Origin of the sequence: Caulobacter sp. LjRoot300 (genome assembly GCF_964253875.1) — a bacterium.
In the GTDB taxonomy this organism is placed as follows: domain Bacteria; phylum Pseudomonadota; class Alphaproteobacteria; order Caulobacterales; family Caulobacteraceae; genus Caulobacter.
Genome location: NZ_CAXUSA020000006.1, coordinates 60224 through 74407 on the forward strand (window position 1 = coordinate 60224; position 14184 = coordinate 74407).

14 protein-coding genes are annotated in these 14184 nt (G+C 70.5%); 13 read left to right on the forward strand and 1 reads right to left on the reverse strand.

The genetic code is table 11. From position 1 onward, the window contains the following. The first annotated feature begins 40 nt into the window (after nucleotides 1-40). From ACSQ2G_RS19960 to ACSQ2G_RS20020, 13 genes are all read left to right on the forward strand, one after another. The gene (locus ACSQ2G_RS19960; RefSeq protein WP_436033865.1) at nucleotides 41-358 is read left to right on the forward strand and encodes a PepSY domain-containing protein; all 318 of its coding nucleotides are present in this window, start codon (nucleotides 41-43) and stop codon (nucleotides 356-358) included. Nucleotides 359-395: 37 nt separating this feature from the next. Continuing rightward, a complete protein-coding gene (locus tag ACSQ2G_RS19965; RefSeq protein ID WP_436033867.1) occupies nucleotides 396-1076 on the forward strand; it encodes a response regulator transcription factor in 681 nt (226 codons plus the stop codon). Between the two features lie 283 nt (nucleotides 1077-1359). Next, the gene (locus ACSQ2G_RS19970) at nucleotides 1360-2742 is read left to right on the forward strand and encodes an ATP-binding protein (protein WP_436033869.1); all 1383 of its coding nucleotides are present in this window, start codon (nucleotides 1360-1362) and stop codon (nucleotides 2740-2742) included. Nucleotides 2743-2935: 193 nt separating this feature from the next. Further along, complete coding sequence (locus ACSQ2G_RS19975; protein WP_436033871.1) at nucleotides 2936-4276, forward strand: hypothetical protein; 1341 nt, start codon at nucleotides 2936-2938, stop codon at nucleotides 4274-4276. A 238-nt stretch (nucleotides 4277-4514) separates the two neighbouring features. Continuing rightward, the gene (ccmI, locus tag ACSQ2G_RS19980; RefSeq protein WP_436033873.1) at nucleotides 4515-5639 is read left to right on the forward strand and encodes a c-type cytochrome biogenesis protein CcmI; all 1125 of its coding nucleotides are present in this window, start codon (nucleotides 4515-4517) and stop codon (nucleotides 5637-5639) included. After that, entirely contained in the window at nucleotides 5636-6127 is a 492-nt protein-coding gene (gene ccmE / locus ACSQ2G_RS19985) for a cytochrome c maturation protein CcmE (protein WP_436033875.1), read from the forward strand. Before ccmI ends, ccmE begins: the two co-directional genes overlap by 4 nt. Beyond that, nucleotides 6124-8115 (forward strand): heme lyase CcmF/NrfE family subunit, encoded by a 1992-nt coding sequence (locus tag ACSQ2G_RS19990; protein ID WP_436033877.1) that lies wholly within the window; start codon nucleotides 6124-6126, stop codon nucleotides 8113-8115. The genes ccmE and ACSQ2G_RS19990 overlap by 4 nt, the downstream gene beginning before the upstream one ends. A gap of 148 nt (nucleotides 8116-8263) precedes the next feature. Next, nucleotides 8264-8689: a cytochrome c-type biogenesis protein gene (locus ACSQ2G_RS19995; RefSeq protein ID WP_436034050.1), complete on the forward strand. Its 426-nt coding sequence runs from the start codon at nucleotides 8264-8266 to the stop codon at nucleotides 8687-8689. Between the two features lie 145 nt (nucleotides 8690-8834). Then, complete coding sequence (locus ACSQ2G_RS20000) at nucleotides 8835-10412, forward strand: trypsin-like peptidase domain-containing protein (protein WP_436033879.1); 1578 nt, start codon at nucleotides 8835-8837, stop codon at nucleotides 10410-10412. Nucleotides 10413-10718: 306 nt separating this feature from the next. After that, nucleotides 10719-11390, forward strand: coding sequence for a response regulator transcription factor (locus ACSQ2G_RS20005; RefSeq protein WP_436033881.1), 672 nt, complete (start codon nucleotides 10719-10721; stop codon nucleotides 11388-11390). A gap of 42 nt (nucleotides 11391-11432) precedes the next feature. After that, the gene (locus ACSQ2G_RS20010) at nucleotides 11433-11657 is read left to right on the forward strand and encodes a hypothetical protein (RefSeq protein WP_436033883.1); all 225 of its coding nucleotides are present in this window, start codon (nucleotides 11433-11435) and stop codon (nucleotides 11655-11657) included. A 9-nt stretch (nucleotides 11658-11666) separates the two neighbouring features. Further along, complete coding sequence (locus ACSQ2G_RS20015; RefSeq protein WP_436033885.1) at nucleotides 11667-11975, forward strand: type II toxin-antitoxin system RelE/ParE family toxin; 309 nt, start codon at nucleotides 11667-11669, stop codon at nucleotides 11973-11975. 5 nt (nucleotides 11976-11980) lie between these two features. Then, nucleotides 11981-13387, forward strand: a complete 1407-nt coding sequence (locus ACSQ2G_RS20020) for a sensor histidine kinase (protein ID WP_310082330.1) — start codon at nucleotides 11981-11983, stop codon at nucleotides 13385-13387. A 160-nt stretch (nucleotides 13388-13547) separates the two neighbouring features. Here the strand turns inward: ACSQ2G_RS20020 and ACSQ2G_RS20025 are convergent, their stop codons facing one another. Then, nucleotides 13548-14090 carry a hypothetical protein gene (locus ACSQ2G_RS20025; protein ID WP_436033887.1) on the reverse strand — a complete coding sequence of 181 codons (543 nt, stop codon included), beginning with the start codon at nucleotides 14088-14090 and terminating at the stop codon, nucleotides 13548-13550. Between the last annotated feature and the right edge of the window lie 94 nt (nucleotides 14091-14184).

The window sequence follows — 14184 nt, forward strand, 5'->3', positions numbered from 1 at the left end:
TTCAGCCTCTATTCAGCCGCGACGCTCTACACCGGAGCCCATGAAGCCGATCCATTTCCTCTTCGCCGCCGCCCTGGTCGCCGCCGCCCTCCCGGGCGCGGCGTCCGCCCAGCGCGGGCCGGACTCGCTGGGCGCCGACTGGCGCGCCCGGCAGGACCAGGCGCGCGGGGGCGTGCAGTCGGGCCAACTGGTGCCGCTGGGGCGGGTGATCGAGCAGATCGGCCGCCGCACGCCGGGCCGCGTGCTCGACGCCGGCCTGGAGGGCCCCAACTATCGCGTGCGCTGGGCCACGGCCGACGGCCGCCGCATCGACTTCATCGTCGACGCCCGGACCGGCCAGATCCTCAGCGCCAACTAAGTCCCCATATCCAGCGTCACGAGACAGAGGCTCCTTCATGCGCATCCTGCTTGTCGAAGACGATCCCGACCTGTCGCGCCAGCTGAAGCTGGCCCTGGGCGACGCGGGCTACGCCGTCGACCACGCCCCCGACGGCGAGGAGGCCCAGTTCCTGGGCGAGACCGAACCCTATGACGCCGTGGTGCTGGACCTGGGCCTGCCCAAGGTGGACGGCGTCTCGGTGCTGGAGCGCTGGCGGCGCGGCAGCGTCGCCACGCCGGTGCTGATCCTGACCGCGCGCGGCTCGTGGAACGAGAAGGTCGCCGGCTTCGACGCCGGCGCCGACGACTACCTGACCAAGCCGTTCCATACCGAGGAGCTGCTGGCCCGCCTGCGCGCCCTGCTGCGCCGCTCGTCCGGCCACGCCTCGCCGACCCTGTCGTGCGGCGGCCTGCGCCTGGACCCGCGCGCCGCCCGGGCCAGCGTCAACGGCGAGCCCCTGCGTCTGACCTCGCTGGAATACCGCCTGCTGCACTACATGATGATGCACCAGGGCCGGGTGATCGGCCGCACCGAGCTGGTCGAGCACCTGTACGACCAGGACTTCGACCGTGACTCAAACACCATCGAGGTGTTCATCGGCCGGCTGCGCAAGAAGCTGGGCAGCGACCGCATCGAGACCGTGCGCGGCCTGGGCTACCGCCTGACCCCGCTGGAAGGCGAGACGACGGAAGGCTAGGTTCAGACCCGATGGGGCTGTTCGTCTCCTGTTGTCATCCCGGCCTCGGGTCGCGTAAGCGGCCCGCCAGACGGCGGGCGGGCGCAGCGCTTGTCCGGGACCCAGGTGAACCGCACCGCGTCTGCCCAGTCCCCTGGGTCCCGGACAGCCTCTGCGAGGCTTCCGGGATGACAACCAGTAGGGCGTGCGGGCCTCGAAAAGATGGCTGAAAGAGGGGCGAGGTGAGCGGAACGCAATCGGATCGTGATCCCGCGATCGCCACGCTCCTGGGCGGGCTCTGACCGTGTGGGACCTCAGCAAGCGCTCGCTGGTCCGGCGGCTGGTGCTGCTGGCCGCGGCCTGGAACCTGGTGGTGCTGGTGCTGGCGGGCGTCTTCCTGACCGCTCAGTTCCGCGACGCGGCGATCCGCCGGTTCGACCAGTCGCTGGCCGTGCTGACCGACGACCTCTATGCCGGCTCCACCGTCGACGACGGGGTGCTGAAGGCCCCGGTCCTGACCGACATCCGCGCCACCCGGGCCTATTCCGGCCGCTACTGGACGATCTTCGACCAGCCGGCCGGAGCCGGCGGGCTGAATGTGATCGAGCGCTCGCGCTCGCTGTTCGACAGCGACCTGATGATCCCGGTCGAGCAGTCCGAGCGGCTGATGTCCGAGCCGGGCAAGACCCTGTATTTCGACCTCAAGGGCCCGCAGAACCGGCCGTTGCGCGCCGCCGCCCTGTTGGCCCGCCTGCCGGGCTATCCGCGGCCGGTGGTGTTCATCGCCGCCGAGGACCGCTCGCCGATCGACGCCGACGCCGACCGCTTCGGGCGCATCACCACCCTGGCCCTGGTCATCCTGGGGGTGGGCCTGATCGCCGCGGTGGTGGTGCAGGTGCGGGTCGGCCTGGTGCCGCTGTTCCGCCTGCGCCGCGAGGTGGCCGCCGTGCGCCGCGGGAGGGCCGAGAAGCTGGACGTCGACTATCCCGAGGAACTGGCGCCGCTGGCCGTCGAGCTGAACGCCCTGCTGTCGCATAACCAGGAGGTGGTCGAGCGCCAACGCACCCATGTCGGCAACCTGGCCCACGCCCTGAAGACCCCGCTGTCGGTGATGCTGACCGAGGCGGGCCAGCAGCCGGGCGCCCTGGCCGAGGTCGTCGCGCGCCAGGCCCAGACCATGCGCGAGCAGGTCGACCACCACCTGCGCCGGGCCCGCGCCGCCGCCCGCTCCCAGACCTCGGGCGAGCGCACGCCGGTCGAGCCGATCATGGACGAGCTGGCCGTGACCCTGGAGCGGATCTTCCAGGACAAGGGCGTCGAGATCGACTGGCGGTGCCCCGAGGACCTGTGCTTCCAGGGCGAGCGCCAGGACTTCATGGAGCTGGCCGGCAACGTGATGGAGAACGCCGGCAAGTGGTGCAAGGGCAAGGTGCGGGCCGAGGCGGTGGCCAGCTCGCCCGAGCGCATGACCCTGACCGTCGACGACGACGGCCCCGGCCTGCCGCCCGATCGCTGGATCGACGCCCTCAAGCGCGGCCAGCGGATGGACGAGCACACGCCCGGCTCGGGCCTGGGGCTGTCGATCGTCGACGAACTGGCCCGCGCCTATGGCGGCTCGGTCACCCTGGGCGCCTCGCCGCTGGGCGGCCTGCGCGTGACCCTGGTGCTGCCGCGCTCGGAGGGGTGAGAAAAAACCCTCTCCCTCTGGGAGAGGGTTCAAACCTTCGGCTCAACCCAACATTTCGCGGAGGTCGCTCCATGCCCCCAGCGACCTTTCGACGCCCCTGTTCGGGCCGCGAAAACTTATGGTTTCGGAAAGTCTTAACCTCGTTGGCGACATGGTTGACGCGGCCCGGAGCGGGCCCGTTCGGTGGGGGGTTATGGCAGCGATCGCCGCCAACAAGTTGCTGATGGTGCGGAAGCTGGTGGAAACCGCGCCTGACGCCGCGTTGCGCAGTCTCGAACTCGCCCTGGCCGGCCCGGCCGGCGGGCAGGGCGCGCTGGCGATCGTGCGCGGCCTGGTCGAGGACGAGGTCGCCGCCCGCTATGTCCGCAACAGCGTGCTGGCCCCGATCGTCCCGCTGTGCGCCGCCCGCGACACCGAGCAGACCTCCTTCCCGCCCCGCACCCTGGCGCTGCTGTGGGCCGCCCTGAAGCGGCAGGCGGCCGCGAAGGTCGAGGAGGCCGCGGCGCGCTGCAATCCGTGGGACCTGGAACAGGGCCCGCCCGACGTCTTCAACGAGCTGTGCAAGATCGCCGCCAAAGGTCTGCGCGCCCAGGCCGAGCCTGGCTTCCAAGCCCTGGACGCCATCTGCGACATCGACGAGCTGGCCTCCTGCCTGGAGCTGTCGGCCATCGTCCGCGCCGCCCTGCCCAGGCTGCAGGAATGGGTCAGCAGGATGAGCGAGGAGCGCGCCTCCTCGGCCCGGCTGGCCTACAAGGACGCCTGCGCCATCCGTCCGGACGCCGGGCCGCTGCTGTTCGAGATGCTGGCCGCCCACCTGCCCGACGACTTCCGCATCCTGCGGGTGATCTCGGCGGTCATGGACCGTCCGGGCGACAAGTTCTGGGCCTCGTCCGAGGTGGGCGTGTTCGGCGAGCGGGTGCTGATCGACATCGAGCGGAACATCGACTTCATCGCCGCCTTCGACCCGGTCAAGGGCGAGGCCGAGGGCCGCAAGGCCGCCGCCGCCGCCCAGAGGGTGGCCCAGCAGATCACCGAGCTCGAGCAGTCGGTGAACCTGGTCAGGGACGGTCCCTGGGGCCGGCGCGTCGCCAAGCATAAGCAGGCGATCGCCCAGGTGGTCGAGGGGCGGATGAACGCGGCCGAGAAGGAGCTGCTGGCGGCCCTGCCGTTGCGGCCGATCTCGATCCTCGGCGGCAAGAAGGGCAAGGGCGTGCCGCAGCTGACGGCCGAGCCCGACCAGGCCCAGGTCCGGCGGCTGACCGCCGTGCTGGTGTTCATCGCCGAGATCCGCGGCTGCGCCATGCAGAGCGGCTACGGGTCCAGTCGCGCCAAGGTGCTGGAGAAGCTGAACGGGCGCCTGGACCAGTATATCGAGGACATCCTGCACATCGTGCGCACCGGCGACGGCGGCGACCAGGGGCTGGCCCGCCTCTATGTCGACCTGGCCGCCGGCTACATCGCCTACAGCCGCGACGAGAAGACCGCCGAGATCGTCCGCCGCCGCGCGGCCGCGGCGATGGCGGCGGCGGCTTAGAGCCGGCTTTCAACGCCTCGTCCATCTATCCCCAAACCCCGCTCATCCCAGCGAATGCCGGGACCCAGCTGGAATGGCGGTGTGGCGGACGCCAAGAACTCAGCGGTCGTCCAATCAGACTCTCCGCCATGGGATCTGGGTCCCGGCATTCGCCGGGATGAGCGGAGCAGGGGGAAGGCTCCCCTTACGGAATTTTTTCGCTAACGTTCGCCCCCGTTTCCCCGCTAACACGCGCAACATGATCGCTTTCTGGATCGCCGCGGCGGGATTGTCGGCCGTCGTCGCCGCCCTGATGCTGCGCGGCGCCGCGCGAGCATCCCTGGGCGCGGGCGATGACGCCAGCCTGGCCGTGCACCGGCGGCAACTGTCCGAGATCGACGACCTGGCCGAGCGGGGCCTGCTGGCCGACGCCGAGCTGAAGGGCGCGCGGGCCGAGGCCGGCCGCCGGCTGATCGCCGCCGCCGACCGCCAGGCGCCGTGGCCGCCGGCCAATCCCAAGCTGCGGCCGCTGGTGCTGGCCCTGGCCGCCGCCGCCCCCGTGCTGGCCATCGGCGTCTACGGCCTGGTCGGCGGGCTGGGCATGGCCGACCAGCCGTTCCTCAAGCGCGTGGCCGAATGGCGCAGGACCGACCTCACCCAACTCGAGCCGCAGAAGGTGGCCGCGGTGCTGGAGCAGATCGCCATCCAGCGCCCGACCGACCCCGAACCGCTGAAGAACCTGGCCCTGGTCCGGATGATGGCCGGTGACGCCACCGGCGCGTCCCAGGCCCTGCGCCGCGCGGTGATCCTGGCCCCGAACCGCGCCGACCTGTGGGCGGGGCTGGGCGAGACCTTCGTGGCCGACGGCCAGGGCGAGATCGGAACCGACGCCCGCAAGGCCTTCGCCGAGGCGCTCAAGCGCGATCCTAGCAATGTCAGCGCCCGCTACCACCTGGGCCTGGCCCGGATCTCCGACGGCGACGTCCAGGGCGGTCTGGCCGACTGGAAGGCGCTGCTGGCCGACCTGCCGCCCGACGACCCGCGCCGCATGGGCTTTGGCCACCAGATCGCCCAGGTCCAGGCCGACGGCGGCCTGCGCGCCAGCGCCGCCCCCACCGGCCAGCCGGCCGAGGCCACGCAGGGCGCGGACGTCCAGGACATGATCCAGGGTATGGTGGCCGGCCTGGCCGCGCGGCTCGAGGCCAGTCCCGACGATCCCGACGGCTGGATCAAGCTGGTGCGCGCCTATGCGGTGCTGGGCGACGCCGCCCGCCGCGACGCCGCCCAGGCCAAGGCCCAGGCGCGCTACAAGGACCAGCCCAAGGTGCTGGCCGCCCTGCGCCAGGCGGCGCAAACCCCATCCCAGAAGACCTCCCAGCCATGAGCCTGCTGCCCAAATCCCGCAAGGCGCGCCGCCGCCTGATGGTCCTGGCCGTCGCCGCCCCGGTGGTGGCCCTGGCCGTGGGCCTGGCCCTGTGGGGCATGCGCGACGCCATCTCGCTGTTCTACACCCCGGCCCAGGCCGCCGCCGCCCACGTGCCGGCCGGCCGCAAGGTGCAGCTGGGCGGCCTGGTCAAGGTCGGCAGCGTGGTCAAGCACCCGGACGGGCTGGTCGAGTTCGTGGTCGCCGACCAGCGCTCCACCGCCCTGGTCCGCTACCAGGGCGACCTGCCGGACCTGTTCCGTGAGGGCCAAGGCATCGTCGCCTCGGGCGCCTTCGACGAGTCCGGAACCTTCGTCGCCAAGCAGGTGCTGGCCAAGCACGACGAGCGCTACATGCCGCGCGAGGTCTCCAAGGCCCTGAAGGAACAGGGCGAATGGCGCGGCGACGGCGCCAAGCCGGCTTATGGGGCGGGGAAGCCCAACTCATGATCACCGAATTCGGCGCCTACGCCCTGGTCCTGGCCCTGGTCCTGTCGGTCCTGCAGACGATCCTGTCGGCCGTGGGCGGGGCGCGGCGGTCGTCGCTGCTGGCCGGCGCCGGGCGGGGCGCGGCGGTGGGGACCTTCCTCTGCACGGCCCTGACCTTCCTGGCCCTGGTCCACGCCTTCGTGGTGTCGGACTTCTCGGTGGCCAATGTCGCGGCCAACTCCCACACCGCCAAGCCGATGCTCTACAAGGTGGCCGGCGCCTGGGGCAGCCACGAGGGCTCGATGCTGCTGTGGTGCCTGGTGCTGACCGGCTACGGCGCGGCCGTGGCCAGCCTGGGCGAGGCCCTGCCGCCGCGCCTGCGGGCCTATGCGGTCGCCACCCAGGGCGCGCTGGGCGTGCTGTTCCTGGCCTACACCGTCTTCGCCTCCAACCCGATGGCCCGGCTGCTGGACGTTCCCGTCGAGGGCGCGTCGCTGAACCCGCTGCTGCAGGATCCGGCCCTGGCTTTCCACCCGCCGTTCCTCTACTGCGGCTATGTCGGCTTTTCGGTGGTGTTCTCGTTCTCGATGGCCGCCCTGATCGAGGGGCGGGTCGACGCGGCCTGGGCCCGCTGGGTGCGGCCCTGGACCCTGGCGGCCTGGAGCTTCCTGACCGTCGGCATCACCCTGGGCGCCTTCTGGGCCTATTACGAGCTGGGCTGGGGCGGCTGGTGGTTCTGGGACCCGGTCGAGAACGCCAGCTTCATGCCCTGGCTGATCGGTACGGCCCTGCTGCACTCGGCCGTGGTGCTGGAAAAGCGCGGCGCCCTGCCGGGCTGGACGGTGTTCCTGGGCCTGGCGGCCTTCACCTTCTCGATGCTGGGCGCCTTCCTGGTGCGCTCGGGCGTGCTGACCAGCGTCCACGCCTTCGCGGTGGACCCGACGCGCGGGATCCTGCTGCTGACCATCATGGGCGTGGCGGCCGGGGCCGGCTTCGTGCTGTTCGCCCTGCGCGCGCCCAGCCTGAACAGCGGCGGCCTGTTCGCCCCGGTCAGCCGCGAGAGCGCCATTGTCCTGAACAACATCATCCTGTCGACGGCCACGGCCGTGGTGCTGGTCGGCACCCTGTTCCCGCTGATCCGCGAGGCCACGGACGGCGAGGCGGTGTCGGTGGGCGCGCCGTTCTTCAATCTAACCTTTGTTCCTCTGATGGTGCTGGCCATGGCGGTCCTGCCGGCGGGGCCCCTGCTGGCCTGGAAGCGCGGCGACGCGCGCCTGGTGGTCCGCCGCCTCTGGCTGGCCCTGGCCTGCGCCGCGATCCTGGGCCTGGTCGCCTTCGCCGTGGTCGCCCCGCGCAGCGCCCTGGCCAGCGCCGGCCTCGTCGTCGGCTTTTGGCTGGTCGGCGGCGCGCTGCTGGAACTGGCCGAGCGCGTGAAGGCCTTCCGCGCGCCCTGGGCCGAGGTCCGCCGGCGCCTGACCGGCCTGCCGCGCGGCGCCTGGGGCACGACCCTGGCCCATGCGGGCCTGGGGATCTTCGTGCTGGGCGCGAGTTTCGAAACCACCTGGCGGGTCGAGGCGGCTCAGGCCCTGAGCGTCGGTGGGCAGCTGAAGCTGGGCGCCTACGAACTGGTCCTGACCGACGTCGGCACGGTCGAGGGCGAGAACTACATCGCCGAGCGCGGGATCGTGAAGATCACCAAGGCCGGCGCGCCGGTCTGCGAGGCCCGGCCCGAACGCCGCTTCTACCCGACAGGCAAGCAGACCACCTCGGAGGTGGCGATCTGCCCCAAGGTGCTGGACGACCTCTATGTGGTGCTGGGCGAGCGCCGGGCGGGCGCGGGCGGCCAGCCGGCCTGGCTGGTGCGGGCCTTCGTCAATCCGTGGGTGCGGCTGATCTTCCTGGGTCCGCTGGTCATGGCCATCGGCGGCGCGGTGTCGTTGTCGGACCGGCGGCTGCGGTTCGCCGTTGGGAGCAAGAAAGTCGCGCGCAAGGCGGAGACGGCGGCGTGACCCCCTCAGTCGCTCCGCGACAGCTCCCCCAGAGGGGGAGCATTTGATGGCCGGCGCGCCGCGCGGATCCTCCCCCCTTGGGGGAGGTGGCCCAGAGGGCCGGAGGGGGCTTCGCGGCGGCTTGCTCGTGCTCGCCGCCATCGCCTGCATGGCCGGAGCCGCCGCCGATCCGGCCGAGCGCTTGCCCGACCCCGTCCAGGAGGCCCGGGCCCGCGAGATCTTCCGCGAGGTGCGCTGCCTGGTCTGCCAGAACGAGTCCATCGACGACTCCGAGGCCGCCCTGGCCGGCGACCTGCGCCAGGTCGTGCGCGACCAAGTGAAGCAGGGACGCAGCGACCAGCAGATCCGCGCGTTCCTGGTCGAGCGCTACGGCGAGTTCGTGCTGCTCAAGCCGCCATTCTCGCCGGGCAACGCGCTGCTCTGGGCCACGCCTGGGATCGTGCTCATCCTGGGCGGCGTTCTGATGGCGCTGCTGCTGCGCCGACGCCCCGCCTCGGCGGCTGACGGCGAAGATACGCCGGCGCTTTCACAGGTCGAGGAAGCGCGTCTTCAGGTGTTGTTGAAGGACGAATGACACGATTGCGCCGCGAAGACGCCGCAAGACCATCTTGAGCGTGGACGCATGATCTCTTCGAAGACCATTGCGCCTTTCGCCAGCGCAACTAGGTTCTCAAGCCAAGGACCCGGCGCCGCGCGCCGTGGGTGAGGAAAGACGTAAGATGGCTGCTAGGAAGTCTGGTTTCTTTGTCGGTGCGGTGGCCGGCGCGGGCGTGGCCTGCGCGGCGCTGGTCGGAGTGGGCATGCGCATGGCCCCCGCGGGCGCCGCCGAGCCGGTCCAGGTGATCCGCACCTCGGGCGCGCCGATGGCCAGCGGGACGCCGATGTTCGCGCCGCCGCCCGGCGCGCCGATGTCGTTCGCCGACATCTTCGAGCAGGTCTCGCCGGCCGTGGTGCAGATCGACGTCACCTCCAAGGCCGCCGCCGCGCCGAAGCTGCGCATTCCCGGCCTGGAAGGTTTCGACATCGTGCCCAAGGGCCAGAAGGGCGAGGACGGCGAGGAGGCCCCCGGTCCCAAGCAGCAGTCTTCGGGCTCGGGCTTCTTCATCTCGGCCGACGGCTACCTGGTGACCAACAATCACGTCGTGGCCGACGCCGACGACGACGGCATCAATGTCGTGCTCAAGGACGGCCGCGAACTGAAGGCCACCATCGTCGGCCGCGACGAGGGCACCGACCTAGCGGTCCTCAAGGTGGTCGACCCCAAGGCCAAGGGCGCGGCGTTCCCGTTCGTGAACTTCGAGAACCAGGCCAAGCCGCGGGTCGGCGACTGGGTGATCACCATCGGCAACCCGTTCGGCCTGGGCGGCACCGCCACGGCCGGGATCATCTCGGCCTATAACCGCGACCTAGGCGACAGCTCGTCGACCTTCGTCGACTACATCCAGATCGATGCGCCGATCAACCGCGGCAATTCGGGCGGTCCGTCGTTCGACATCTACGGCCGGGTGATCGGGGTCAACACCGCGATCTTCTCGCCGACCGGCGGCTCGGTGGGCATCGGCTTCGCCATTCCGGCCGACGTGGCCGAAAACACCGCCAAGCAATTGATCGCCGGCGGCAAGGTGGTGCGCGGCTATATCGGCGCCCAGATCCAGTCCTTCACCAGCGAGATGGCCGAGGCCCAAGGCCTGAGCGGTGTCAAGGGCGTGATCGTCGCCGACCTGGTGCCCGGCGGTCCGGCCCAGAAGGGCGGCCTGATGCCCGAGGACGTGGTCACCGCCGTCAACGGCGTCGAGGTCAAGAGCAACTCGGAGCTGACCCGCGAAGTGGCCAAGGGCCGCCCGGGCGACACCCTGAAGCTATCGGTCCTGCGCGGCGGCAAGCCGCGCACGGTCGAGATCAAGTCGGGCGTGCGGCCCACCGAGAAGGAACTATCGCTGAACGACGACGACAGCGACGAGGGCGGCGCCGACGCGCCGGCCAAGCCGCAGGCCCAGAAGTCGGAGGCCCTGGGCATGACCTTGGTGCCGATCGACGAGGCGGCCCGCCGCACCTACAGCATCGACGCGGCGGTCAAGGGCGTGCTGATCGACGGCGTGAAGGCGACTTCGGACGCCGGCGAGAAGGGGCTGCGCAAGGGCGACGTCCTGACCAGCGTCAACGGCGAGCCGGTCTCGTCGGCCGCCCAGGTGTCGTCGGCGGTCGAGGCGGCCAAGAAGCTGCAGCGTCCCAGCGTCAATCTGCGGATCATCCGCGCCGGTCGTCCCACGATCGTGCCGCTGAAGATCGCGCCGTAGAGCGGAGCGACATTCAAGGCCGTGCGTGGTCCTCGTCCTTCGGCAAGCCCAGGATGAGGACCAGTTGCAGGCCCGGGCAGTGGAAAACCTCATCCTGAGCTTGTCGAAGGACGAGGTTTTCGAGCCCCCAGAGCTGAATGTCGATCCACACTCGGGCGACGATCACTGAGGCCCTCGCAAGGGGGTCCTCGCAAGGGGGCTTTCGCCAGAGCGCGGATCGCGCCACCATGGGTGGACGTGGCGACAACACGACTGGGGCGTCATCGATTCGTGCGATGACGCCCCTTCCTGCTTTGGGGGCTGGTGATGCGTATTCTGATCATCGAGGACGATCTAGAGGCCGCGGCGGCGATGCGCCACGGCCTGTCCGAGGCCGGCTACGACTGCGTCCACGCGCCCGACGGCGAGGCCGGCCTGACCGAGGCCGGCAAGGGCAAGTTCGACGTGATGATCGTCGACCGGATGATGCCCAAGAAGAACGGCGTCGAGGTGGTCGAGACCCTGCGCCGCGAGGGCGACCAGACGCCGGTGCTGTTCCTGTCCGCCCTGGGCGAGATCAACGACCGCGTCACCGGCCTGCGGGCCGGGGCCGACGACTACCTGGTCAAGCCCTACGCCTTCGCCGAGCTGATGGCCCGGGTCGACGCCCTGTCGCGTCGTCGCGAGACCGGCGCCGTGGCGACCACCCTCAAGGTGGGCGAGCTCGAGATGAACCTGATCAACCGCACGGTCCATCGCCAGGGCAAGGAGATCGACCTGCAGCCCCGCGAGTTCCAGCTGCTGGAATTCATGATGCGCCACGCCGGCCAGTCGGTGACCCGCACCATGCTGCTGGAGAAGGTGTGGGAATACCATTTCGACCCGCAGACCAACGTCATCGACGTGCACGTCTCCCGCCTGCGCTCGAAGATCGACAAGGGCTTCGACCGGGCCATGCTGCAGACCGTGCGCGGGGCCGGCTACCGGCTCGATCCGTAGGCGGCGGTTTGGCCGATGGCGGACCCGTGTTAGGTTGAGGCCATGAACAAGCTGACCCAGCCCGTTCCCCATGACGAAGAGCTCCTCGGTCCGGAACTCTCCGATGCTGATGTCGACGCGTGGATCGATCGCAACCGTGACGCCCTGAAGGTCGCCCTTCAGGAAGCACGCGAGCAGATCGCACGTGGGGAAGTCTCGGAACTCGATATGGAAGACATCATCGCTCGAGGCCGTGCGCGGTTCGAGGCGTCGAAGAAGCGGGTCTGAACACCAAATATGGCGCGCCTCCTGATTTCCTCTGCGGCGCAGGAGGATCTTTTACGCATTTTCGAATGGATCAGCGAGCGTAACGGGGAAGATCGCGCTACGGGGGTAATGAGGCGTCTGAACACGAGCCTGCAGCGTCTGGCGAAATTTCCGAACCTGGCGCCGCTGGCGCGAAGCCTGGACGACGAGGCGCTACGTCGTCATAGCGTTCGGCCGTGGACGGTGTTCTATCGGCCATTGGTAGAAGGCGGCGTGGAGATCATGCGCGTCTTCGACAGCCGTCGCGACGTCGCGGCGCTGCTCGGCAAGAAGACCTGAAAACCATGCGCCTGCCGCGCCTGATCCGATCGACGCCGTTCCGGCTGACCCTGCTGTTCCTGGCCCTGTTCGCGGCGGCCGCCAGCGCCTTCCTGGGCTACATCTACATCGCCACGGCCGGCGAGGTGAACCGCCGCGCGGACGCCGACATCACCCGCGAGATGGAGAGCCTGGAGGCCGCCTACCGGGTGGGCGGCGTCAACGCCCTGAACCAGACCATCGTCGAGCGGGCCACCGGCGAGCGGCCGTTCCTGTATCTGCTGCTGGACAAGGACGGCAAGCGGATCTCCGGCTCGATCGAGGAGTCGCCGATCGACGACTTCACCGGTCCCGGCCCGACCTGGGAGACCTTCAAGCTCACCGAGACCGACATCGACGGGGCCGAGGTCAAGCGCGCGGCGCGGGGGGTGCAGGAGCGGCTGAGCGGCGGCGAGGCCCTGTTCGTCGGGGCCGACGTCCAGGAGTCCGAAGGCTATGTGATGAAGATCGTCCGGGCCCTGCGCGGGGCCGGGGCGCTGGTGATCATCCTGGGCCTGGCCGGCGGGGTGCTGATCAGCCGCAACGTCTCGCGCAGCATGCAGGGACTGGTCGACGTGGTGAACGCGGTGCGGGCTGGCGACCTGCACGCCCGGGCCCGGGTGCGCGGCACCCGCGACGAGTACGACGAGCTGGCCGAGGGCCTCAACGACATGCTCGACCGCATCGAGCGGCTGATGGGCGGCCTGCGCCACGCCGGCGACGCCATCGCCCACGACCTGCGCTCGCCGCTCACGCGCTTGAGAGCGCGCATGGAGGTGGCCCTGATCGACGCCGAGAACGGCAAGGGCGATCCGGTGGCGGCCCTGGAGACCGCGCTGATGGACGCGGACGGCGTGCTCAAGACCTTCAACGCGGTTCTGGCCATCGCCCGGCTGCAGGCGGCCGGCGAGGCGCCGAACCAGGAGGTCTTCGACGCCAGCGAATTGGCCTCGGACATGGCCGAGCTCTACGAGGCCAGCTGCGAGGACAAGGGCCTGGACTTCAAGGCCGAGATCGTCCCCGCCCTGGGCGTGCGCGGCAACCGCGAGTTCATCGCCCAGGCCCTGGCCAACATCCTCGACAACGCCATCAAGTACACGCCCGAGGGCGGGGCGGTGATGCTGCGGGCCCGGCGCACCTCGTCCAGCGAGCTGGAGTTCTCGGTCACCGACACCGGCCCCGGCGTGCCCGAGGCCGACCGCGCCCGGGTGGTCCAGCGTTTCGTGCGGCTGGAGAACAGCCGCAGCGAGCCGGGGGCGGGGCTGGGCCTGTCGCTGGTCCAGGCGGTGGCCGCCTCGCACGGCGGACGTCTGGAGCTGGCCGAGGGGCCCGGCGAATACGGCGGCTTCGGCCCGGGCCTGCGCGTGGCGCTGGTGCTGCCGCGGGTGGAGTAGGGCGGCCGTCGACGCCCCCTCCGTCACGATGCGTATTCGCATCGCGCCACCTCCCCCGTTTGCACGGGGGAGGAGAGAAGGCTGCATCCTCCTCACCCGCATCGCGGGGGAGGTGGCGCGTCGCGAAGCGGCGTGACGGAGGGGGCGTCCCGCGTCCGCCCTACCGCCCGTACACCACGTCGAAACACCGCTGCCGCCCCAGCCGGGTCGGGCAGAAGCCCGTCTCCTCGGAGCCCTCGCGAATGACCACGTAGCGGTCGCGCTTGCAGGCCCACCATTCCTCCTCGAAGTCCGGGCGGCCGTCCTGCTTGAACACCGGCTCGTCGCCCTGGGCGTAGAAGCGGGTCATGCCGGTCAGGCCGCCGAAGCTGCCCCAGCCGTTGACCAGGCCGCAGATCCGGCCGTCGCGCCGCGCCCATACCTTGCCCAGTTCCAGGGCGTGCGGTTGGGCCAGGCGGGCGACCAGCCGCGGCTTGACGCTGGCCCAGCGCACCCGCGCCATCGACCGGGCCTGGACCAGCCGGGCGCCGGCGGCGGGCGCCTTGGGCTCGACCTTCAGCTCGTAGCGGACGGTGAACATCACCATCAGGCCGACGGCGAAGACGACCAGGGCCATGACGCCCAGCTCGAAGACCCGCGCGGCCAGCGCCTTGCGGCGGGTGCGGGGGCCGCGCGCCTTGGGCATCCTGAGGACGAAGGTCATGATCGCGGCCCGCCTGTCGCCGCGCCCGGCGCGGATTACGTCTGTAGTTCAAAAAACTTACAGATGTAATCGGATTCGTCAAGCCATGGGTGCG

Bases quoted from the DNA above. Each gene is read 5' to 3' on its own strand.
- ACSQ2G_RS19960 (WP_436033865.1), top strand. From the start codon at position 41: ATGAAGCCGATCCATTTCCTCTTCGCCGCCGCCCTGGTCGCCGCCGCC.
- ACSQ2G_RS19965 (WP_436033867.1), top strand. From the start codon at position 396: ATGCGCATCCTGCTTGTCGAAGACGATCCCGACCTGTCGCGCCAGCTG.
- ACSQ2G_RS19975 (WP_436033871.1), top strand. From the start codon at position 2,936: ATGGCAGCGATCGCCGCCAACAAGTTGCTGATGGTGCGGAAGCTGGTG.
- ccmI (WP_436033873.1), top strand. From the start codon at position 4,515: ATGATCGCTTTCTGGATCGCCGCGGCGGGATTGTCGGCCGTCGTCGCC.
- ccmE (WP_436033875.1), top strand. From the start codon at position 5,636: ATGAGCCTGCTGCCCAAATCCCGCAAGGCGCGCCGCCGCCTGATGGTC.
- ACSQ2G_RS19990 (WP_436033877.1), top strand. From the start codon at position 6,124: ATGATCACCGAATTCGGCGCCTACGCCCTGGTCCTGGCCCTGGTCCTG.
- ACSQ2G_RS19995 (WP_436034050.1), top strand. From the start codon at position 8,264: ATGGCCGGAGCCGCCGCCGATCCGGCCGAGCGCTTGCCCGACCCCGTC.
- ACSQ2G_RS20000 (WP_436033879.1), top strand. From the start codon at position 8,835: ATGGCTGCTAGGAAGTCTGGTTTCTTTGTCGGTGCGGTGGCCGGCGCG.
- ACSQ2G_RS20005 (WP_436033881.1), top strand. From the start codon at position 10,719: ATGCGTATTCTGATCATCGAGGACGATCTAGAGGCCGCGGCGGCGATG.
- ACSQ2G_RS20010 (WP_436033883.1), top strand. From the start codon at position 11,433: ATGAACAAGCTGACCCAGCCCGTTCCCCATGACGAAGAGCTCCTCGGT.
- ACSQ2G_RS20015 (WP_436033885.1), top strand. From the start codon at position 11,667: ATGGCGCGCCTCCTGATTTCCTCTGCGGCGCAGGAGGATCTTTTACGC.
- ACSQ2G_RS20020 (WP_310082330.1), top strand. From the start codon at position 11,981: ATGCGCCTGCCGCGCCTGATCCGATCGACGCCGTTCCGGCTGACCCTG.
- ACSQ2G_RS20025 (WP_436033887.1), bottom strand. From the start codon at position 14,090: ATGACCTTCGTCCTCAGGATGCCCAAGGCGCGCGGCCCCCGCACCCGC.